Genomic DNA, 24,182 nt, shown 5'->3' with positions numbered 1-24,182 from the left:
ATAAAAATAGCCAAAGTAAAAACTTGCCCCGAAAAGGCAATTTCAATGCTTTGAAAAGTCACAGCAAAGTTGACATCTCAAGCTGTATACGCTTTTGAATATCCTTTAAAATGACTGTTTAGAAGCGTCAAGGTCTAATTTATAGAGGATTTCTCCTAAAAGACAACCACCGATGTAGCCTGTAACCAACACATGACCAATCGAGAGGAATTAATGAAGAACGAGTCAACGTTAGCAAGCAATGCCAACGTAAATTTCCTGATCGGTGGAGGTGAAATGGGGGCTAGGATGCGAGAATACGATTGGTCAAAAACATCCCTTGGCCCGACACAGCAGTGGCCGCAGAGTTTGAAGACTGCCGTGCGAATTGTGCTAACTTGCCGTCAACCCATGTTTGTTTGGTGGGGTGAGGAACTAATTAACCTTTACAATGACGCTTATAAAACTATTATCGGCGGCAAACATCCAGCAGCGCTTGGACAGCAGGCTTCCTACGTGTGGCGGGAAATATGGGATCAGGTTGGGCCTCGCGCCGAATCAGCAATGCTGAAGAATGAGGGTACTTACGACGAAGCGCTACTGCTAATTATGGAGCGCAACGGCTACCCAGAAGAAACCTATTATACTTTTTCATATAGCCCGGTTCCTAATGACCAAGGCGACACAGGTGGGATCATCTGCGCTAACACAGAGGACACGCAGCGAATTATCAGCGAGCGTCAATTGGCACTGTTGCGCGAACTAGCGGCGAGGACAGCAGACGCGCGGACATTTGATGAAGCCTGTACGCTAAGTGCGAGTTGCCTGGAGAGCAACCCTTACGATCTCCCTTTCGCAATGATTTATCTGGTCGATCCCGATAAGCAGGAAGTTTTTCTGGCTGGAACGTGCCGCATTGAGCAAAACCACGTAGCAGTTCCAGAAACAGTTTCTCTTGATGCTGATGGGGTTTGGCCCTTTGCGGAAGTGATCGGAACACATCAAACCAAACTGATTTCCGATTTGGAAATGTCTTTTGATAGTCTACCTTGTGGCGTTTGGCAGCGATCGCCCCATCAAGCGATCGCAGTACCCATTGCTGCATCCGGTCAAACCGGAAAAGCTGGTATATTAATTGCTGGTTTGAACCCCTTCAGGCTATTCGACGACAATTATCAAGGATTCATCGATTTAGTTGCGGCTCAAATTGCCGCCAGTATCGCTAACGCCCAAGCTTACGAGGAAGAACGCAAACGCGCTGAAGCCTTGGCAGAAATTGATCGCGCCAAAACCGTCTTTTTCAGCAACGTCAGCCACGAGTTCCGTACCCCACTTACTTTAATGTTGGGGCCATTAGAAGACACCTTAACCAATTGTGCCACCCTGCTTCCAGCCAAAGAACGAGAGCAGTTAGAAATGGTGCAACGCAACGGACTTCGGCTGCTGAAACTGGTCAATAGCTTGCTAGATTTTTCACGCATTGAAGCCGGAAGGGTTCAAGCCTCTTATGAACCCACCAACCTTGCCACCTTCACAGCAGAACTAGCTAGTGTCTTTCGTTCGGCGGTAGAACGGGCAGGGATGCAGTTATCAGTTAATTGTCCTTCCCTGCCAGCACCAGTGTATGTAGATCGAGAGATGTGGGAAAAAATTGTTCTTAACCTGCTCTCGAATGCCTTTAAGTTCACGATGGCTGGAGAAATTGCGGTCAGTTTACAGTGGTCAAATGACCGTATCGAGTTTGCAGTCAAAGACACAGGAATCGGTATTCCAGCCGCAGAAATCCCCCACCTTTTTGAACGATTCCACCGCGTCAAAGGGGCGCAAGGACGAACTTTTGAAGGGTCAGGAATTGGATTGTCACTGGTGCAAGAATTGGTGCAAATGCATGGTGGAACAGTTGATGTTACCAGTCTTCTCGGAGTAGGCAGTTGCTTTACTGTGTCAATTCCAACCGGATATGCTCATTTGCCCCCAGACCGGATTAGTGCCCCGCGAACTTTAGCTTCAACTGCATTAGGTGCAACACCTTATTTAGAAGAAGCCCTGCGGTGGCTACCGGAAGAAGCAGGGGAGCAGGGGAGCAGGGGAGCAGGGGAGAAGGAAGTATTTTCCCTTCTGCCTCTGTGCCCTTCTGCTCCTTCTGCTCGAATTCTTCTGGCCGATGATAACGCAGATATGCGTGATTATGTCAATCGGCTATTAAGTCAACAGTATGAAGTGGAAGCAGTGCCAGACGGTTTAGCTGCTTTGGATTCTGCTCGTGAGCGTGTTCCAGACTTGGTACTGACAGATGTGATGATGCCTGGATTAGATGGCTTTGGACTGCTGCAAGCATTACGAGCCGATCCGCAGACGCAAAAAGTTCCCATCATTCTGTTGTCAGCACGGGCAGGGGAAGAGGCACGGGTGGAAGGGTTAGAAGCGGGAGCCGATGATTATCTGATTAAACCTTTCTCTGCCCGTGAATTGTTGGCGCGAGTAGAAGCAGCCTTAAAAATGGCTCGTCTTCGCCAAGAGGCAATGGAACGCGAGCAAGGGTTGCGAATTGAAGCTGAGGTCGCCAAAGCACACCTAGAGACTGTTATCGCTGGTATTCAAGACCAGTTCTTTGTGTTGGATCGAGAGTGGCGTTATAGCTTTGTCAATGAACAGGTAGCCGAAATTGTTGGCATCCCCAAGGAAGAGTTGCTAGGTAAGAGATTTTGGGAAGTTTTTCCCGATATGGTTAAAAGCGAGTTTGATACCCAGGTTCATCGAGCGATCGCCCAAAACACCGTTGTTCAGTTTGAATACTTTTATCCAGCTTGGCAGCGCTGGTTTGAGAACCGCGTCTACCCTTTTGCTGAAGGGGTAAGCATTTTTGTTACAGACATTAGCGATCGCAAAGCCGCAGAAGCCGAACGCGATCGCCTCCTGGAACTTGAGCAAGTTGCCAGAACTGAAGCCGAAAGAGCCAACCGAATTAAAGATGAGTTTCTGGCGGTACTTTCCCATGAATTGCGATCGCCTCTGAATCCGATTCTTGGTTGGGCGAAACTCTTGCAGACTCGTGAGTTTGACGCCGCAGGGCTGAAGAAAGCGATCGCAACTATCGAGCGGAATGCTCAATTACAAGCTCAACTAATTGAAGATTTGCTTGATGTCTCTCGGATCTTACAAGGCAAGCTCAACCTGAAGATGTTACCTGTCAATCTAGTACTTGTGATTGAGGCGGGATTGGAAACAGTCCGTTTGGCAGCAGAAGCTAAAAATATTCAAATTCAGACGATGCTGGATGCTTCTTTCGGGCAGGTTTTGGGTGATTCTGGTCGTTTACAACAAGTTATTTGGAATCTCTTATCGAATGCCGTTAAATTCACTCCTGAAGGAGGAAAAATTGATATTCAACTAGAGTTCGTTGACGCTCAAGCTCAGATTACCGTCAGCGACACAGGTAAGGGAATCAGCTCTGAGTTTCTGCCTTATGTGTTTGAATATTTTCGTCAGGCTGATGGCACGACAACCCGAAAATTTGGTGGATTGGGGTTAGGGTTAGCAATTGTGCGACATTTGATCGAATTACATGGTGGTACGATTCAGGCAGAAAGTTTAGGTGAAGGGCAAGGAGCTATTTTTCGAGTTAGGCTACCACTAATTAAAAAAGATTTAACCCCAAAACAAGATATAGATGTTGCTGCATTAAATCCTTCTCCTCCGGCTGAAATTCTGGCAGGTATCCAAATCTTAGTTGTAGATGATGACGATGATACCCGTGACTTCCACACATTTGTACTAGAACAGGCTGGAGCAATGGTGACAGCAGTGACATCAGCAAAAGAAGCATTACAAATTTTGGCACAGTCAGAACCAGATATGCTGCTCAGTGATATTGGGATGCCAGATATGGATGGCTATATGCTGATGCGCCAAGTTAAAGCATTGCAGGTAAACCAAGCCAAACAAATTCCGGCGATCGCTTTAACCGCTTATGCCGGAGAAATCAATCAGCAACAAGCACTGGAATCAGGGTTTCAAAAGCATCTGTCCAAACCCGTCGAACCAGAGGAATTAATTAAGGAAATTGCAACTCTAATTGCTAGAAGTGGGCATGTCTATAGCGTTTCCTAATCACATGAGGTACATCTTAGCCTCCCTCCTCGCTTGCCTACGGTGTACACACAAGTCTATATCTTTCTTTATTAATGAATCTCGCACTGTGTTTTGATCCCGCCTCGGAATGAATTCCGAGTCTCATAGCCCAAGTCCACTGAAAGTGGACTGAATTAATTATTTAGTCCACTTTCAGTGGAGTTTCGCTATCAGCCCAGAACTTCAGTTCTGGGCGGGATATGGGTGGGCGTGACAGTTTCACTGTAGAGGATTTTTCGACTTGTGTGTACACCGTAGCTCGAAGAGCGGGGAGGGGTTCTTGTACCTCACTCAACCGAGAGCCGCTATAAGTATAGGGGAGCCAATTTCAAATTCCCTCTCCCAAAATTGGGAGAGGGATTTAGGATGAAAGCTCATTGATTCATGGCTTAGTTTATTGACTTTTTTCAAAGATTTTGTTGTTTATTTAGGCAGATTGATTCTTCAAAAAGATATATTTACTCTGAATTAATCTAGCTAAAAGCTGTTCTTAATCTGGCTGATTTTGCCTTTTTTTGTAACTTCAATTGTTGAACAAACTCCTTATTTGTTGTTTAATTGCACAAAATATGTCGGCAATTACTTGAGTCCTCAGTATAAATTTTAGTATGTGCTGCTAAGTTGCTTACTCATCTACATTATTCGGTTTATTTAAATCATCAAATCTTTATGTATTTGAAGTATAGTTTATCTTTTACAGTAAAAATAGTGGGAATAATAGAATAAATCGGATTGAGCAAATTCAAATTATTTAGCTATGAGCCAAATATGTCCTATCTCCAAAACCTGTGCTTGTCGCAATATTGCACGCTGCCGGACTAAGGAAGCAGGTAGGCTCTTTCTCTGGTTCCCCGTTTCACATACCCTGATAAAAGTCATCTCCTACCTACAGCAGTTTTCCCTTAAGTATGAACTGATGCACGAGCGACCAGGTTTGAGTTTGGAGTGTAAACCCGGACAGTCTCTAGAAATTGCTCGTAATCTGGCCAAACTACTTGCACCAAGAGAATTAAAAGAGACGCAAGTTCTTTTCATGCAAGGCACTATCCAACCTCAACTCCATGATTTTAGTGACATAGCCTCATTACAACGCTTCATTAAGTTAAACCAATCAGATTGGTTAATTGATATGCTGGCAACAGAACGATTCACCAGTTACTTTCAACCAATTGTTTCAATTAACGATACATCGCAAATTTTTGGATATGAATCGCTCTTGCGCGGTCTGGATGAAGAAGGCAATTTAGTACTACCGACATCTATTCTGGAGTTAGCAACTGAAGCCGGACTTCTACCACAACTCGACCAAGTTGCTCGACTCAGCACAATCACTCAATTCAGCCGCCATCAAGTGAATGGTCACATCTTTATCAATTTTACACCAACGTCACTTTATGACCCAGCTTTTTGCCTACGTAGTACGGTAGAGGCCATTGATACTGCTGGAATTCCCCACGATCGCGTTGTTTTTGAAGTTGTAGAATCAGACAATCCTCAAGATTTAGCCCACCTCAAGGCAGTGCTTCAATACTACCGGAGTGAAGGGTTTTTAATCGCTCTTGATGACCTTGGCTCTGGTTATTCCAGCCTAAACTTGCTACATCAGTTACGTCCAGATTTTATCAAGCTGGATATGGAGTTAATTCGAGATGTGCATCAAGACCTTTACAAAGCTTCGATTACCGAGAAGCTTTTAGAGATTACTCAAAAGTTAAATATTCAAACTGTTGCTGAAGGAATTGAGTGCATTGAGGAACTGAACTGGCTGCGAGAAAGAGGTGCAAATTTTGCTCAAGGCTATTTGATTGCTAAACCCAGTGCAGCGCCTGTGACTACAACCCCTTACTTTGAGCAAATCTTGTTAACTGTAGCATCGGCACACTCTCAGGAAGTTGAGCAGCGTGTCCAACACCAAAGCGAGTCTGAGCGAATTGTTGCGGCTGTAACGCAGCGCATTCGCCAATCATTGGAGTTAGACGAGATTTTGCAAACCACAGCAGCCGAAGTGCGACAACTGTTTGAGGTAGACCGAGTGCTGATTTACCAGTTTGAGCCAGACTGGAGTGGATTAGTCGCTGTAGAATCCTTAGCAGCAGGGTGTATGTCGATTTTTGGATTTCACGTCATGGACACGTGCTTTAAATCCACGCGTGCAGCTTACTATCAACAAGGTAACACCAGAGCGATCGCAGACATTGAAAATGCAGGTCTATCACCGTGTCATATTGACCTCCTTAGAAGTCTGCAAATTCGGGCAAACCTTGTCGTACCAATTTTGCAGCAAGAGCGTTTGTGGGGATTATTGATTGCTCACCAATGCCGTCAGCCCAGACAATGGCAGCAATCGGAAATTAACTTGTTTAACCAGTTAGCAGGTCAAGCTGCAATCGCTATTCAGCAATCAGAACTTTACCATCAATTACAACAAGCAAACCAGGAATTACAGCGCCTTGCCTGTTCCGATGGTCTAACCCAAGTGGGAAATCGACGCTGCTTTGATGACACGTTAAACACGCAGTGGCAATGGTTGGCACGAGAGCAAAGTTCGCTATCTTTGATTTTGTGTGATGTCGATTACTTTAAGCTTTACAACGATACGCATGGACATCTGGCAGGAGATGATGCACTCAGACAGGTTGCTAAGGCAATCTCTCAAACAGTTAAACACCCTGCTGATTTAGTGGCTCGTTATGGTGGAGAAGAGTTTGCAGTCATTTTGCCGAATACTGATATTGAAGGGGCCATTGCAGTTGCAAGAGATATTCAGATCAATGTTAGTGCATTACAAATGCCTCATCCCCATTCTCAGGTCAGTGAATTCATTACCCTAAGTCTTGGTGTGGCAACCATCACTCCTCATAGCCAATTATCTCCTGCAACCTTAATTGCTGCTGCTGACCAAGGACTCTACCAGGCAAAAGCACAAGGGAGAAATTGTGTGGTACAGATGGATTGTAAGAATGCTGATGCTAAATAATCCTCAGCGATCCTAAATGAGTTGTGAAAATGCGCGATGTCCAGATCCCCGACTTCTTGAAGAAGTCGGGGATCTAATTTTTCACGAATGATTTAGGATTGCTATATCAGCATCGCTTAAGTAAAGCGGCATCAATAATTAAAGGTTTGTAGTGAGATCAAATGAGGGCTGAAGCCCTCTCTTCGAGACGCTACGCGAATACTAAAAAATAATATCAAGATTTTTTACATTACTTAATTTACTTCAATTTATTCTCACTTACTTAGAGTTGGTGAAGATAAAACCAAAAGTGAATATGTGAATAAAATGTTAATGGCTTGACAAGTTATGATTATATGAAATAATAATCATCTATGTATAGAAATACCTTGATGCTATCAATATATTTTCATATACAACTGTTAAATTAATTCAGTTTTATGCTTATATATGAATGTATTAATTATTTTGGCTGAAGTCAGCCTGATAATCTTTATTTTTCTATTGCTGAACTGGGTTTTCAGCAAATTATTCAAGCTATTTACTAAAACCTTTATACCTAAAAGCGACAATAGAAGTATCAAAACCCTCCGCCGAAATATCACAGGGTTATTGTTACTTGCTTGTGTGGTGTCGTGCATTCTGATTGTGGGTGCTAATGGTTATCTAGTTTATCGGGGCGAAAACCTTCAGCAATACACACTCTTGTTGATTGAGCGTATCCCATCAGGATTTTGGGTGACACTAGGAATTGGCATAGCTCAGAGTATTGGCACTTTGATTTTAGCGGCGATCGCTCTGAAATTTCTCAAATATTGGCTGAAGGTAGCCAGCACTCGCACGAAGAACTTAGAAAAAAATACTGCTGATGATGAAAGTATTGATGCTTTCTTTAACGCCTTCCATGACAGAATCAGCAGTGGAATTTGGCTGTGGACTACCATCTTGTGTGCCCAGTTTCTCAAATTGCCAGCAACGGTTTCGGAATATTTGTACATTGCGTTGCGAATCTATCTAATAATTGCCGTTGGCTTGCTTATACTCAAAGCAGTTGCTGCGATCGTTGATAGCCTAGATGCTCTCAGCATCAGATACTCCAATCCTGATAACCTGCTCAGATTTTACGATCGCCTCCGACACCTGATACCTTTTTTCAAGCGCTGCTTGGAACTTGTGATTTATGTCTGCATGGCAACATTGGTAATTCAGCAGGTGCAGTTAATAGCTAATATCGCAACTTTTGGCCCGCGAATGATCAAGATAATCGGTATCATCTTCATTAGTCGCGTGTTGTTTGAGGTCGTTTACTTACTTATTGAAGAGGTGCTGTTCAAAGAGCAGAATCTAACTGATATTCAAACAAGTAGACGCCTGACCCTCGTTCCTCTGTTTCGTAGTTTCTTACAATACTTAATTTACTTTGGTGCTACAGTTTTCATTCTCTATGCCCTGAGTATCGATCCAACTCCCATACTTGCGGGTGCTGGTATTGTCGGCATCGCTGTAGGTTTAGGGGCACAAACACTAATTAATGATATTGTCTGCGGCTTCTTTATTTTGTTTGAAAACTACTACTTAGTAGGTGACTATATTGAAGCTGGGAAAGTTGAAGAAAAAGTTGTCGAAGGTATTGTCGAGGCCATTGAACTCAGAACCACTCGTATTAGACATCCTAATGGTCAATTGCAGATTATTCGCAATGGCGATATTGGCTCAATTACTAATTACTCCAAACAGTATATTTTTGCAGTAGTAGAAGTTGGCGTGCCTTATGATTCCAACTTAGCCCATGTGTACAAAGTCATTGAGGAAGCGGGACAGCAGTTAAAAGCAGACTACCCAGATGTACTCGAAGCCACACAAGTGGATGGAGTTGAAAGCCTGGGAGAGTCTAACTTGTTGCTGCGGACATTGACGAAAGTAAAGCCAGGAAAGCATCTTCAGATTCAGCGCGTTCTTCGGAAGATTTTTACGAATGCATTGCTACGGGAAGGAATTGTAATTACCGTGCGCGCTGAAAGTGCCGAAGGTTAATTTGGCACTTTCTTTTATACATTAGATTAGGCAGATTTATAGTTATTAATATGATATAGAAAATAAATTTTAAGCCTAGTTAAAATGTGTTGATTTATACAAAAAATCAGTAATGATTGTTATAGGCTTGAAAAGCCCTTTACTTTTATACTTTGGCGAAACTTCACCGCCAAAAAAGCACCAGAGCGATAGGAAATTACTTGTTACCAAATGCGATTGATACTCATCAAATGCAAATCTGGTTAAGTTGAACAGATTCTTGTCAGCAGAATAGGTGATTTCCTACGCCCTGCTTATTTCTTTTAATTATTTTAGCTCAATGGCTTGAAGCGATATCAATGTTATCTTAAATGCTTTGGCAGTTTGTGCATTTGCCAAAGATGTTATGAACAAAATATGGTTGTAAGTTGCTAAAATTAACCCCTTCACTTATTAATTAGACAAAACAGTTCTGTTAGCGGTAGTGGTGCGTTTAGCCCATTTTCAGTTCTGAGTAAAAAAGTCAGATTCCCAACTTCTTTACTCAGCACTACTACCCCAGTCTTTAGTCTCTAGTCCTCATCAGCCTAACCAATTAATTTCTGCCAGCTAGCAGGCCCGATAATGCCATCGGCATCTAAACCATTTTGCTTTTGAAAGTTTTTAACTACAACCTCTGTTTGCGGCCCGTAGACGCCATCATTCTCAACACCTAAACGGTATTGTAAGTATCTGACAACTGCACCACCAGCATGGTTTGGTCTGATAATTCGTTTTGCCAAAATTAGATTTATGGCATTCCATGTAGTTGCGTCAGCAATTCCAGTCGGCTTAACTCCGACAATAGTCTGAAATTTTTCTACGGCAGATTTGGTGTTAGCCCCCGTGAAGCCATCTTCCACTAAAGCCTTACTATTTCTATCGGTTATTTTTAGTCTATTTAAGGATTTTTGCAGTCTGAGAATAGTCGCATCTATATTCTCCTCTTCATCTGGTACAGGGTTAATAGGGGCACTTGGCAGTTTACCAGTTAAACCTTTGACAATTGCATTAGCCATTGCTTCAGGATTAAAAAGATTCATATCTTTTTGCGAATCGAGGAAGCAACATTCTATCAAGATAGCAGGCATATCTGTATTTTTCAGAACAAACAAGTGGGAACCACTCTTAACGCCGCGATTAAAAAATCCTAACTTGACGATTTCATCTAATACAGGTTTAGCGATTTTTCTCCCATTTTCGCTAGTTGCAAATACTTCTGTGCCATTAGCTTGCTTGTTAAAAGCATTAAAATGAATCGAGACGAAAATATCTACTTTACTGGCATTAGCTGTAGAGCATCTTTTTGAGAGTGAGTCACGGACTGTATTAGCACTACTTGGTCTACATACTACGACTTCATTTCCTAAAGCTCTTAATTTGGCTATAACTCTATTACCTACATCTATAGTTAAATTATCCTCGAATTTAATACCTCTAGCTCCTGTATCTGGTGGACAATTGTGCCCGCTATCAATTCCAAATTTCATGATTTCATCCTCAATTTACTCGTTTTTACACTAGTTCAAAACTCTTCTAATTATAGAGACAAAGCTTGGATAATAATTTTTTTGAATTACTGGTTAGCAATATCCGTCTTCTTTTAAGCATGACCACGCTGTTAGACCAAATAAATTTTTGTGCGAAACTGAACAGTAAATTATATGTGATAAAATCCACTAATTCAAAGGTATATTGTAACCAAAAACACAACCATTATAATTTATCAATATCGGGAATAACCAGTTAATTTTTGCAATAAATTGAAATGCAGCAATTGCCTTCATGATTCAGATAATAACGCTTTGTAAAAGTGGAAAGCCATGAGAAATATACTTAGTTAGATGCCCAAATCTCTAAACAGAACACACCTCTTGATGCGACTGTGGGCTTATAAAGTCTTCAGAGGCACGAGGGAGAAGGCAGAAAGAACCACGCTTAAAGGCAGTGGTGATAGTGAAGTTCTAACTCCTTCAAGGAACTACTGACCGGAATCTGTGGGTAGATATTTAACAATCAGCCTGAAAGCACGTTTAAAATTTAAGTAAAGAAATATTTCGTAGCTTACAGGCATGAAACGCATCGTCTTGATTGCTGGGTTTGAATCATTCAACGCTGACTTGTACAGAAAAGCAGCCTTTTTGGCTAACTCTCGCTGTCCTGAGTTGGATATTCGGGTATTTAGCGATCGCGATCTTACCAGCATTCGCACCGAGGTAGAAGCAGCACTTGATAACGCTGACGTGTTTTTCGGTAGCCTACTATTTGATTATGACCAAGTTGTGTGGTTGCGCGATCGCATTTCCCAAATTCCCATCCGTTTAGTCTTTGAATCAGCCTTGGAATTGATGAGTTTAACCAAATTGGGTGATTTTGCCATTGGCGACAAACCCAAAGGAATGCCCAAACCAGTTAAATTCATCCTCGATAAATTTAGCAACGGACGAGAAGAAGATAAACTCGCTGGTTACATCAGCTTCTTAAAAATTGGCCCCAAACTACTAAAATACGTCCCAGTGCAAAAAGTCCAAGACTTACGCAACTGGTTAATTATCTATGGTTACTGGAATGCTGGCGGTTCAGAAAACGTCGCTTCATTATTCTGGACACTAGCAGAAAAATACTTAAATTTAAAAGTCGGCGACATTCCCCCGCTAATTGAAACCCCCAACATCGGATTACTCCACCCCGACTATCAAGGGTTTTTTGAATCGCCAAAAGCATACTTAGAATGGTATCTTGTGGGGCAGTCGTCTCGCCTGCCATTGTCAAAGGGCGCGCAAGATGCCCACCCCACAAAACCTATTGTGGGTATTTTACTTTACAGAAAACACGTCATCACCAAACAACCCTACATTCCCCAACTAATTCGCAGTTTTGAAAAAGCCGGCTTAACTCCTTTGCCCATCTTCATCAACGGCGTAGAAGGACACGTAGCGGTACGAGATTTAATGACAACCGACCATGAAATTCAGCAACGACAACTAGGTAATATAGAAACTCCCTCACTATCTAGTGAAGCAGTTAAAGTAGATGCGATCGTCTCTACAATTGGCTTTCCTCTGGTGGGTGGCCCTGCTGGTTCAATGGAAGCTGGCCGTCAAATAGAAGTAGCAAAACGCATCCTCACTGCCAAAAATGTACCTTATATTGTTGCTGCACCACTATTAATTCAAGATATTTCCTCGTGGACGCGTCAAGGTATCGGCGGATTGCAAAGTGTAGTATTGTACGCCTTACCAGAATTGGATGGGGCTATTGATACCGTTCCCCTTGGTGGTTTGGTAGGCGAAAATATTTATCTAGTTCCCGAACGGGTGCAGCGATTAATTGGTAGGGTAAAAACTTGGGTGAGTTTGCGGCAAAAAACTGCATCTGAACGCAAAATTGCCATCATTTTATATGGGTTTCCTCCAGGTTATGGTGCTGTAGGCACAGCTGCATTATTAAATGTGCCGCGTAGTTTGCTGAAGTTTCTCCACGCACTTAAAGAACAAGGTTACACCGTGGGAGATTTACCAGATGATGGCGAAGAATTGATTCGCTCTTTAAAAGAGGCGGATGAATCTAATCCTCTTGTGGGGTGGGCATCTTGCCCGCCCCTAGAGAAAGATGCCCACCCCACAAGAAGCGTTAATGTTCGCACTCTAGAAAAATGGCTGGGATATTTGCAAACTTCCCGCATCGAAAAACAATGGAAATCTCTGACGGGAACTGGTATTAAAACCTATGGCGATGATTTTCAGATTGGTGGCGTGCAATTAGGCAATGTCTGGATAGGTGTACAACCACCTTTGGGTATACAAGGCGACCCGATGCGCTTAATGTTTGAACGAGATTTAACGCCACATCCGCAATATGCTGCTTACTATAAATGGTTGCAAAATGAGTTTCAAGCTGATGCTGTAGTTCATTTTGGAATGCATGGGACGGTGGAATGGTTGCCTGGTTCTCCGTTGGGTAATACGGGTTATTCTTGGTCGGATATCCTGTTAGGAAATTTGCCTAATCTATATATATATGCTGCGAATAATCCTTCTGAATCGATGTTGGCAAAACGTCGCGGTTATGGTGTGTTGATTTCTCATAATGTACCGCCTTATGGTCGTGCAGGTTTATATAAGGAATTGGTGGCGTTGCGTGATTTGATTTCGGAGTATCGTGAAGATCCACAAAAGAATTATGTTTTGAAGGAAGGGATTTGTAAAAAAATTGTGGACTCTGGTTTGGATGCAGATTGTCCGTTTGAGGATGCTAAACGGTTGGGTATTGCGTTTACTCCCGAAAATGTGCGGATGTTTAGCAGTCATGCTTTTGATGATTATTTGGTGGAGTTGTATGGATATTTACAGGTTTTAGAAAATCGGTTGTTTTCTTCGGGGTTGCATACTTTGGGGGAAGCACCAAATGAAGAGGAATTGGCTTCTTATTTGGAGGCATATTTTGGGGAGGATGAAGGAGAAAGAGAAGAAGAAAAACTAATCAAAGACTTGTTGATGCAATCTACGGATGAGTTAACGAATTTGTTAAGGGGGTTGAATGGGGAATATATTCCGCCTGCGCCTGGTGGAGATTTGTTGCGGGATGGCGTTGGTGTGCTACCGACTGGGAGGAATATTCATGCTTTAGATCCTTATCGGATGCCTTCACCTGCGGCGTATGAACGGGGACGGGAAATTGCTCAAAAAATTATCGCCCAGCATTTGGATGAATATGGTAAATATCCTGAAACGGTGGCGGTGATGCTTTGGGGATTGGATGCAATTAAAACTAAGGGCGAATCTTTGGGGATTCTGTTGGAATTGGTGGGGGCTGAACCTGTTAAGGAAGGAACTGGTAGGGTTGTTCGTTATGAGTTGAAGCCGTTGGCTGAGGTTGGACATCCCCGCATTGATGTTTTGGGTAATTTGTCTGGGATTTTCCGAGATAGTTTTGTAAATATCATCGAATTGTTGGATGATTTGTTTCAACGGGCGGCTAATGCTGATGAACCGGAAGATCGGAATTTTATTAGGAAACACGCTTTGGCTTTAAAAGCCCAAGGTGTGGAAAATGCCTCGGCGAGATTGTTTTCTAACCCGGCGGGTGATTTTGGTTCTTTGGTGAATGATAGAGTGGTTGATGGTAACTGGGAATCTGGTGAAGAGTTAGGCAATACTTGGCAAAGTCGCAATGTGTTTAGCTATGGGAGAGAAGATAAAGGTCAAGCTAGACCAGAAGTTTTGAATACGTTGTTAAAAACTAGCGATCGCATTGTCCAAGAAATCGATTCGGTAGAATATGGTTTAACGGATATTCAAGAATATTACGCTAATACCGGCGGTTTGAAAAAGGCAGCAGAAAAACAAGGCGGTAAGAAGGTTACAACCAGCTTTGTAGAAAGTTTCTCGAAAGATACTACACCCCGCAATTTAGATGATTTGCTGCGAATGGAGTATCGCACCAAGTTGGTAAATCCCAAATGGGCGCAAGCAATGGCGAATCAAGGTTCTGGTGGTGCTTTTGAAATTTCTCAACGGATGACGGCGTTGATTGGCTGGGGTGGTACTGCCGATTTTACCGATGATTGGGTTTATGACCAAGCGGCTGATACTTATGCGTTAGATGCAGAGATGGCGGATAAATTGCGTAAGGCAAATCCTGAAGCTTTTCGCAATATTTTAGGCCGAATGTTAGAAGCGCATGGGCGGGGTTTCTGGGAAGCTGATGGTGATAAGTTAAATAAGTTGCGCCAATTGTATGAGTTGACAGATGAAGAGTTGGAAGGGGTTGTGGTTTAATCCAGTATAAATACTGAATTAATATTTAAATTATCTAAATAGAATAATTAAACCAATTTATATGCAGAATACTTCCCTAAAGATAGGCTGTTTCTGTCTATATTTTTGTAATGATATCATGTCCGCATAATTAGTTATGCTACCCACAGTCATTGCACCCCACCCCTTAATCCCCTCCCCGCAAGCGGGGAGGGGAGACAAAGCGTAGCTTTGGCGGGGGTGGGGTTCTTCGGGTTTAATAAGCAATCAAGTGGACATGATATGACACCAAACAAATATTATTCATAATTATGATTATCCAAAATTCTCTGAATATATCTACACGTCTTGAAGATGTCTCGCGCGAACTATGGCAATTTCTTGGTTCCTATGAATCTTGTATAAACGATCCAGCCAAGTGCAAGCACATACACCAGAGGCTTTCACACTTCAACCAGGCTCATTCAGACAACTCAGACCATATCTATGATGTTATCCAAGGCTTATCAAAAGGATTTTATCTGATTAAATCTGGCTTAGAATGGCACGAGCCATCTGTTGGTCATAGCTCAGTTGACAAACCCAATGATACACATAAAGCACGTGGTATTCAGTGGCGACTTGTGATGACCTGGGGTGGATTTGAAACAATTACAAAAACATTGCTATTGAAAAAAAGTAATGGAGGTCTGGAGACAAAAAATATTAAAGATTTCACGGTTAAATGTGATTTAGCAAACAATTATAATCCATTAAATTCACCCGATTTAAAAAAAGTCAATCTTGAGAAGTGGCTTAATAAAAATCCATCAATTCAAGGAAAGAGCGCACTTGCAGATTTTCTCAGCCTTGGAAATGGAGATCAAGAAATCATCGAAAATTGGATAGTGAAATCTCAACCTGTTTCTAATTGGGTTGAAGCTGTAAGACTCGCGAAAGCACTGCGGAATGCAACGGCTCATGGCGCTCTTTCCGCAACTAAAGTTAAGGAATGGGGACTCCAAAAGCCGCTTCTAACTTTATCAGATAACCTGGCAGAAATTGTTGTGGCTGGAATGCAAAAGCTAATATAGTTATAGACTTGAAGTAAGGTCTTTGGGGTTAGGTATGGAAAATTCTTTTACTGCTGTATATGAACAGTTATACCATTTCTTTGGGAGGCTACGCCAAACCCTTTTAACTTCTAAGTCAAAAAATTACTCGACATTGCTAAAATTAAAGTTATTAATAGCACCTTCATTGAACATAGAGCCGCTGAACTTCAAAAATTAGGATTCTCCAGCTATGATGCCACTCACATTGCCAGTGCGGAAAGAAGTCAGGCTGATGTATTTCTCACAACAGATGACAGACTCTTCAAAAAAGCTCAAAAAAACTTTCAATTAATTAACGTATTGATTAATAATCCCGTTCAATGGCTGGCTGAAGTAATACAAGCCGAGTAAAGTAATGATGAAAACCCAAAATGAAATTATTAAACAGGGCTACGATGCCTTAATCAATTCTCTAGGAGTTGCTGATACTATTCGGTTTATTCAATATTTCAGTCTGGGTAAAGGAGACTACACCAAAGAACGTCATCAATGGCTAGATGAAAAAACTTTGGCGGATGTATTGTTGGAAATTAAAGAATTACCCGAAGACGACGCTAATCAATATGACGAAATTATTGAATAGCGACTTAGAGAATATTTTAATTAAGATTGTAATGAGTCAAGTCGGCGGACAATAACGCATCCCTTATAATATTAAATCTTTATTTAATCGCGAATCGCGATCACTTCACCCAGTAATTTTATGCCTTTGATAGTTTGGGACGCATCACTACGTGTAGATTGAGGTATTTCCTAACCAAGCCCTCTTGCCTTGTCCGTTGAGAAATTTTAATTTCCCCCGTTATCATTAGAATGAGTACGTCTTACTGGTGCAAACCTCAGTATCAGTAACTACCAGGGAGATTCGACATTTAAATAACTACGTACTTCAAGCTAATCAAATTACCAAAGATTTGTTGCTATGGTGAGTACCAGAAAACTTAAAAACACTAATGAGAGTTAAAATCAACTTTCTGCTTTGAGAAAGTCTTCTTTAAACACAAAAACCTACTAAATTTTTTAGAGATCAGGCTATGGCAACCGAACAGTTAACTAGAGACAGCGACAATCTAGATTTAAATCAGCTACTAAGAACGCTGAATGCTGTTAAACAGGGTGACTTTTCTGCTCGGATGCCCATAGACCATACTGGTGTAGCAGGGAAAATCGCTGACACGCTCAATGATATTATTGACCAGAATGAGCGGATGGCGGCCGAACTACAACGGATTGGTAATGTTGTCGGCAAAGAAGGCAAAATTGCCGATCGCGCCTCTCTTGGAGATGTTCGCGGATCTTGGTCAGATTGTGTGACTTCTGTCAATACTCTGATAACAGATTTAGTTCAACCAACAGCTGAAACTACTCGTGTAATTCGGTCAGTTGCCAATGGTGACTTATCCCAAACGATCGCCACAGAAATCGACGGCAGACCCCTCCAAGGTGAGTTTCTCCAAACTGCTAATATTGTCAACACGATGGTAGAACGGCTTGGTTCCTTTGCGAGTGAAGTTACCAGGGTTGCGCGTGAAGTTGGAACTGAGGGTAAGTTGGGTGTCCAAGCCGAAGTCCAAGGTGTAGCTGGCACTTGGAAAGATTTGACTGATAACGTTAACTTGATGGCTGGTAATCTCACAGGACAAGTTCGCAACATTGCTGAAGTTGCAACTGCGATCGCAAATGGTGACTTATCCAAAAAAATCACCGTTAATGTCAAAGGCGAAATTCTGGAACTAAAAAACACCGTCAACACGATGGTGGATCAGCTGAATTCTTTTGCTAGTGAAGTAACGCGAGTTGCCCGTGAAGTGGGAACTGAAGGGAAGTTGGGCGTACAAGCAGAAGTTAAAGGAGTAGCAGGTACTTGGAAGGATTTGACTGACAACGTTAATTTGATGGCAGGGAATTTAACAGCACAAGTCCGTAATATTGCAGAAGTAACAACGGCGGTAGCGAATGGCGATTTATCCAAGAAAATCACTGTTGATGTGAAAGGCGAAATTTTAGAGTTGAAAAACACCGTTAACATCATGGTGGATCAACTTAATTCCTTTGCATCGGAAGTAACAAGGGTTGCCCGTGAGGTGGGTGCTGAAGGAAAATTGGGCGGTCAAGCAGAAGTTCGCGGCGTAGCGGGTACGTGGAAAGACCTTACCGATAGCGTGAATTTTATGGCGGGAAGCTTGACGGCACAGGTGCGGAATATTGCCGAAGTGACTACGGCGGTTGCAAATGGCGACCTATCTAAGAAAATCACTGTGGATGTGAAAGGCGAAATTCTGGAGTTGAAAAATACCATCAACACGATGGTGGATCAACTGAATTCCTTTGCATCAGAAGTAACAAGAGTTGCGCGGGAAGTGGGAACTGAAGGGAAGTTGGGCGTACAAGCAGAAGTGCGGGGAGTTGCGGGGACTTGGAAAGATTTAACTGATAACGTTAACTTAATGGCGGGTAATCTTACCGGACAGGTGCGAAATATTGCTGAAGTTGCCACTGCGATCGCAAATGGCGATCTATCTAAAAAAATCACCGTCGATGTTAGAGGTGAAATTTTTGAACTCAAGAATACCATCAATATCATGGTGGATCAACTTAGTTCCTTTGCGAGTGAAGTAACACGAGTTGCGCGTGAGGTGGGAAGTGAAGGAAAACTGGGCGTGCAAGCTGATGTGCGCGGTGTCGCTGGTACTTGGAAAGATTTGACTGACAGCGTGAATTTCATGGCGGGAAGCTTAACGGCGCAGGTGCGGAATATTGCCGAAGTGACTACGGCGGTTGCAACAGGCGATTTATCCAAGAAAATCACTGTGGATGTCAAAGGTGAAATTCTGGAGTTGAAAAATACCATTAATACAATGGTGGATCAACTGAATTCCTTTGCCTCAGAAGTAACAAGGGTTGCCCGTGAGGTGGGAAGTGAAGGGAAGTTGGGCGTGCAAGCAGAAGTGCGCGGCGTAGCTGGGACTTGGAAGGATTTAACTGATAGCGTGAACTTCATGGCGGGAAGTTTAACAGCGCAGGTGCGGAATATCGCGGAAGTGACTACGGCGGTTGCAACAGGCGACTTATCCAAGAAAATCACTGTGGATGTGAAAGGTGAAATTCTGGAGTTGAAAAATACCATTAATACAATGGTGGATCAACTCAGTTCCTTTGCAAGTGAAGTGACGCGAGTTGCCCGTGAAGTGGGAACTGAAGGGAAATTGGGCGTACAAGCGGAAGTAAAAGACGTTGCCGGGACTTGGAAAGATTTAACCGATAGCGTAAACTTCATGGCGGGAAGCTTGACGGCACAGGTGCGGAACATTGCCGAAGTGACAACTGCGATCGCAAATGGTGACTTATCTAAGAAAATTACTGTTGCTGTCAAAGGCGAAATTCTCGAACTCAAGAATACCATCAATATAATGGTGGATCAACTCAACTCCTTTGCATCGGAAGTGACGCGGGTGGCGCGGGAAGTGGGAAGCGAAGGTAAACTCGGCGTACAAGCAGATGTGCGCGGCGTAGCTGGAACTTGGAAAGATTTAACTGACAGCGTGAACTTCATGGCGGGAAGTTTAACGGCACAGGTGCGAAACATTGCCGCCGTCACTACCGCCGTAGCTAATGGCGACTTATCGAAAAAAATCTCCGTTGATGTCAAAGGTGAAATTTTAGAGTTGAAAAACACTGTTAATACAATGGTGGATCAACTCAATTCCTTTGCAAGTGAAGTCACAAGAGTTGCGCGTGAGGTAGGAACTGAAGGTAAGCTGGGCGTACAAGCAGAAGTTAAAGGTGTAGCCGGCACTTGGAAGGATTTAACCGACAGCGTAAACTTCATGGCAGGAAGTTTGACGGCACAAGTGCGGAACATTGCCGAAGTTACTACGGCAGTAGCAAACGGCGACTTATCCAAGAAAATCACCGTTGATGTGAAAGGTGAAATTCAAGAACTTAAAAACACCATTAATACAATGGTGGATCAACTAAATTCTTTTGCATCGGAAGTTACCAGGGTTGCCCGTGAAGTGGGAACGGAGGGTAAATTAGGCGTGCAAGCTTACGTCAGAGGAGTTGCTGGAACTTGGAAAGATTTAACTGACAACGTTAACTCGATGGCAGGGAACCTCACCGGACAAGTTCGCAACATCGCGGAAGTTACCAAGGCGGTAGCGAATGGCGACTTATCTAAGAAAATTACCGTCGATGCCAAAGGCGAAATTTTGGATTTGAAGAACACTACCAACACGATGGTAGATCAACTCAGTTCTTTTGCATCGGAAGTAACGCGGGTGGCGCGGGAAGTGGGAACTGAAGGGAAGTTGGGCGGACAAGCGCAAGTCCAAGGTGTGGCGGGGACTTGGAAAGATTTAACAGATAACGTTAACTCGATGGCGGGTAACTTAACGGCACAAGTACGCGGTATTGCCAGAGTTGTAACGGCGGTTGCTAACGGTGACTTGAAACGGAAACTAATGTTAGATGCCAAAGGAGAAATTGAAACCTTGGCAGAGACAATCAACGAGATGATTGATACCCTAGCGACATTTGCCAATCAAGTAACCACAGTAGCGCGGGAAGTGGGAATTGAAGGGAAGTTAGGCGGACAAGCGAGAGTCCCTGGCGCGGCTGGGACTTGGAAAGATTTGACAGATAATGTGAATGAACTTGCTGCTACATTGACAACTCAGTTGCGAGCGATCGCAGAAGTTGCTACAGCTGTAACTAAAGGTGATTTAACTCGTTCAATCGCCGTCGAAGCATTAGGCGAAGTGGCGATACTCAAAGACAACATCAACCAGATGATTGCCAACCTGCGGGAGACAACGCAGAAAAACACCGAACAAGACTGGTTGAAAACTAATTTAGCCAAGTTTACCCGAATGCTGCAAGGACAGCGAGACTTAGAAACCGTATCTAAACTAATTCTCTCAGAACTCGCACCCTTGGTAGGAGCGCAACACGGCGTATTCTTCCTAATGGAGTCTGGGGAAAATACACCGTATTTGAAACTAATTAGTAGCTACGCTTACCGCGAACGCAGACATCTAGCTAACCACTTCCACTTGGGTGAAGGTTTGGTGGGACAATGCGCTTTAGAAAAAGAGCGAATTCTGCTGACGGATGTACCGAACGATTATGTCAAAATTGCCTCTGGTTTAGGAGAAGCCACGCCCCTGAATGCCGTGGTGTTACCTGTACTTTTTGAAGGACAGGTGACAGCAGTGATTGAATTAGCATCCTTCCGCCGCTTTAGCGAAATTCATCTGACATTCTTCGACCAGCTTACCGAAAGTATCGCGATCGTTCTCAACACGATCGCAGCATCGATGCGAACTGAAGAATTACTCAAGCAGTCGCAATCTTTAGCTGAAGAACTCCAAACCCAACAAAGCGAACTCCGCGAAACCAACAAGCGCTTAGAACAACAAGCCCAATCACTCAAAACCTCTGAGGATTTACTCAAAGGACAGCAAGAGGAACTGCAACAAACCAACGCCGAATTAGAAGAAAAGGCAGAGTTATTGGCGATGCAGAAAAAAGAAGTCGAGCGCAAAAATCGCGAAATTGAACAAGCAAGACTGTCTTTAGAAGACAAGGCTGAACAACTCGCCCTTTCCTCAAAATACAAATCAGAATTTCTCGCCAACATGTCCCATGAACTGCGGACACCACTGAATAGCTTGTTGATTTTGGCGAAATTGTTGACAGATAACATCGATCGCAACCTCACCAGCAAGCAAGTCGAATACAGCCAAACAATTTATTCAGCCGGTAATGATTTGTTGACGTTAATCAATGACATTCTGGATCTCGCTAAAATTGAATCTGGAACGATGTCCATTGACATGATCCCAATGCCATTGGCAGAGTTGGGTGATGTAATTGAGCGCACCTTCCGGCAAATTGCTCAGAGCAAAGGACTTGCCTTTACAATTGAATTCACTCCCGAATTGCCAAACACCATCTATTCAGATGTCAAACGCTTACAACAGGTATTAAAAAATCTTCTCTCCAACGCTTTTAAATTTACAGAGCAAGGGGAGGTACGCTTACGGATTGCGGTGGCGAAGCTAGGGTGGAGCAACGACAACGAAACCTTAAATCGTGCCCAGCTTGTAATTGCCTTCTCAGTCAGCGATACAGGCATTGGTATTGCCCCCGAAAAACAGAAAGTGATTTTTGAAGCATTTCAACAAGCCGATGGCTCTACCAGTCGCAGATACGGCGGTACCGGATTGGGCTTATCAATTAGCCGCGAAATCGCCCGTCTCTTCGGCGGCGAAATTAAACTCATCAGTCAACCCGGTGAAGGTAGCACCTTTACATTCTACTTACCACAATTGAGTGCTATTAGCGATAGCGGGGCGTTGCTCCCGTCACGAGTGCTGAGTGCTGAGTCTAGATCGACACTCCCCACTCCCTACTCCCCACTCCCCACTCCTCACTCAGCATGGGCTGAACGCCCCACTACCGCTAACAGCACTCAGCACTCAGCACTCATAGACGATCGCACTACTATAGAAAGAGGCGATCGCGTCTTACTAATTGTCGAAGATGACGTTAATTTTGCCCGTATCCTGCTAGATATGGCGCAACAACAAGGATTTAAGGTGATAACTGCCCAAACTGGCAGTACAGGTTTGATGCTAGCGCAGCAATTCCAGCCTTCAGCCGTTTTACTAGATATCCGGCTGCCAGAAATGGATGGTTGGACGGTATTGGATCGTCTGAAACATGACCCGAATACCCGTCACATACCCGTACATATCATGACTGTTGAGGAAGGCAGACAACGCGGTTTGCAACTAGGTGCGATCGCATATCTGCAAAAACCTTTAACCAGCGAGACAATATCCGAGGCGTTGACCAAAATCAAAGGTTTTGTTGAGCGCCAAGTGAAAAATTTATTGGTAGTGGAAGACGACGACGCTCAACGGCTGAGTATTGTTGAGTTGATTGGTAACAGCGATGTTTCAACCACTGCTGTGGCTGACGGTGCAACTGCTCTAGAAGCTATTCGCACCCAGCATTTTGATTGCCTCGTCCTCGATTTAGGCCTACCCGACATGACCGGCTTTGAACTGATTGAGCAGATAAAGCTTTTACCTAACGGTAAAACTTTACCAATTATTGTTTACACAGGTAGAGAAATTAGCAAAGCTCAAGAAACAGAACTCAGACGAATTGCCGAGACAATCATTATTAAAGATGTGCGATCGCCCGAACGTCTCCTCGATGAAACAGCATTATTTTTACACCGAGTCCAAGCAAATTTACCTGAACCGAAGCGCCAAATACTTGAACAACTCCATTCACAAGACTACTTACTCACTGGTAAAACAGCGCTAATTGTAGACGACGATATGCGGAATATCTTCGCCCTCACCAGTATGCTAGAGCGTTATCAAATCCAGGTTTTATATGCTGAAAACGGCAGAGAGGGAATCAGTCTGTTAGAAAATACACCAGATATTGATGTCGTTTTGATGGACGTAATGATGCCAGAAATGGATGGTTACGAAACAACACGCATGATCCGCCAAAACGAGCGATTTAAATCTTTGCCGATTATTGCACTGACCGCTAAAGCCATGCAAGGCGATCGCGAGAAGTGTATTGAAGCCGGCGCATCAGACTACATTACTAAACCCGTAGATACTGAGCAATTGCTGTCGCTGTTGCGTGTTTGGCTATATCGTTGATACTACTGTAAAACCTTTACTGCATTTTTGAATTAACAGCCAACGGTCAGAGTCTTTGTCCAGTGCTGGCTTGAGACGAAAATTAAAAACATCCTCCCACACTTCTACGCCGTGAGTAGAGGCAAAATCAATCTCAAGCTCTTTAAAACGTGGGTAGTCCCGTTCGCCAATCGCTGTCAGCATAGGAAGTAAGGCGGTTAACGGTATTTGGGTTGCTGTCTCAGTCATCTGGGTAGTCCTCAAAAATACAAATTATTGGTAGAGGTTCGTCTTCTGTGTCGATTATTTCGACTAATCGTTTACCTGTGTTTCTGGCTATTCTTTTACAGCGTTCCTCGGATGCTGCTGCTGACCATTGCCTAGTTTCTTGGAAGGGGTCAAATTTACCCTGAGAGCGCCTTATACCCTCGTTTGGCTGTTTTTCTTGGGTCAAATTACCTCCTTATTTTGTTGTACATGATCACTGACCTCCTCTAGCAGGATCAAGCCCTAACTGAACCTTATTGACTTTTAATCG

The 24,182-nt window shown here is 43.3% G+C and carries 11 protein-coding genes; 8 read left to right on the top strand and 3 right to left on the bottom strand.

All coding sequences use genetic code 11. The features are described 5' to 3' along the window. The first annotated feature begins 213 nt into the window (after positions 1 to 213). The 3 genes from RMX69_RS03940 (at position 214) to RMX69_RS03930 (ending at position 9,100) form a co-directional block, all read left to right on the top strand. Positions 214 to 4,089 (top strand): ATP-binding protein, encoded by a 3,876-nt coding sequence (locus tag RMX69_RS03940; RefSeq protein ID WP_322636577.1) that lies wholly within the window; start codon positions 214 to 216, stop codon positions 4,087 to 4,089. A 778-nt stretch (positions 4,090 to 4,867) separates the two neighbouring features. After that, on the top strand, positions 4,868 to 7,087 hold the full coding sequence (locus RMX69_RS03935; protein ID WP_289795605.1) for an EAL domain-containing protein: 2,220 nt from the start codon (positions 4,868 to 4,870) through the stop codon (positions 7,085 to 7,087). A 429-nt stretch (positions 7,088 to 7,516) separates the two neighbouring features. After that, the gene (locus tag RMX69_RS03930) at positions 7,517 to 9,100 is read left to right on the top strand and encodes a mechanosensitive ion channel family protein (RefSeq protein ID WP_322636576.1); all 1,584 of its coding nucleotides are present in this window, start codon (positions 7,517 to 7,519) and stop codon (positions 9,098 to 9,100) included. A gap of 566 nt (positions 9,101 to 9,666) precedes the next feature. Here RMX69_RS03930 and RMX69_RS03925 read toward each other — a convergent pair. After that, complete coding sequence (locus RMX69_RS03925; RefSeq protein ID WP_289795603.1) at positions 9,667 to 10,608, bottom strand: N-acetylmuramoyl-L-alanine amidase; 942 nt, start codon at positions 10,606 to 10,608, stop codon at positions 9,667 to 9,669. Positions 10,609 to 11,190: 582 nt separating this feature from the next. On the opposite strand from RMX69_RS03925, the gene bchH reads away from it, so the two are divergent. From bchH to RMX69_RS03900, 5 genes are all read left to right on the top strand, one after another. Beyond that, positions 11,191 to 14,898 carry a magnesium chelatase subunit H gene (gene bchH, locus RMX69_RS03920; protein WP_322636575.1) on the top strand — a complete coding sequence of 1,236 codons (3,708 nt, stop codon included), beginning with the start codon at positions 11,191 to 11,193 and terminating at the stop codon, positions 14,896 to 14,898. Between the two features lie 290 nt (positions 14,899 to 15,188). Beyond that, positions 15,189 to 15,950, top strand: a complete 762-nt coding sequence (locus RMX69_RS03915; RefSeq protein ID WP_322636574.1) for a hypothetical protein — start codon at positions 15,189 to 15,191, stop codon at positions 15,948 to 15,950. A 132-nt stretch (positions 15,951 to 16,082) separates the two neighbouring features. Further along, complete coding sequence (locus RMX69_RS03910) at positions 16,083 to 16,322, top strand: PIN domain-containing protein (protein WP_322636665.1); 240 nt, start codon at positions 16,083 to 16,085, stop codon at positions 16,320 to 16,322. A gap of 7 nt (positions 16,323 to 16,329) precedes the next feature. Continuing rightward, positions 16,330 to 16,554 carry a hypothetical protein gene (locus RMX69_RS03905; protein ID WP_289799914.1) on the top strand — a complete coding sequence of 75 codons (225 nt, stop codon included), beginning with the start codon at positions 16,330 to 16,332 and terminating at the stop codon, positions 16,552 to 16,554. Positions 16,555 to 17,005: 451 nt separating this feature from the next. Next, positions 17,006 to 23,665: a HAMP domain-containing protein gene (locus RMX69_RS03900; protein WP_322636573.1), complete on the top strand. Its 6,660-nt coding sequence runs from the start codon at positions 17,006 to 17,008 to the stop codon at positions 23,663 to 23,665. Here the strand turns inward: RMX69_RS03900 and RMX69_RS03895 are convergent. Together RMX69_RS03895 and RMX69_RS03890 are read right to left on the bottom strand one after the other, a co-directional pair. Further along, the gene (locus RMX69_RS03895) at positions 23,654 to 23,893 is read right to left on the bottom strand and encodes a hypothetical protein (RefSeq protein ID WP_099101018.1); all 240 of its coding nucleotides are present in this window, start codon (positions 23,891 to 23,893) and stop codon (positions 23,654 to 23,656) included. The genes RMX69_RS03900 and RMX69_RS03895 overlap by 12 nt on opposite strands. Continuing rightward, complete coding sequence (locus RMX69_RS03890) at positions 23,886 to 24,098, bottom strand: hypothetical protein (protein ID WP_322636572.1); 213 nt, start codon at positions 24,096 to 24,098, stop codon at positions 23,886 to 23,888. Before RMX69_RS03890 ends, RMX69_RS03895 begins: the two co-directional genes overlap by 8 nt. Between the last annotated feature and the right edge of the window lie 84 nt (positions 24,099 to 24,182).

It is taken from the genome of Nostoc sp. EspVER01 (genome assembly GCF_034530635.1).
GTDB lineage: Bacteria > Cyanobacteriota > Cyanobacteriia > Cyanobacteriales > Nostocaceae > Nostoc.
The sequence above is the reverse complement of the archived record's forward strand: the minus strand, read 5'-3'. Positions and strand labels throughout refer to the sequence as shown.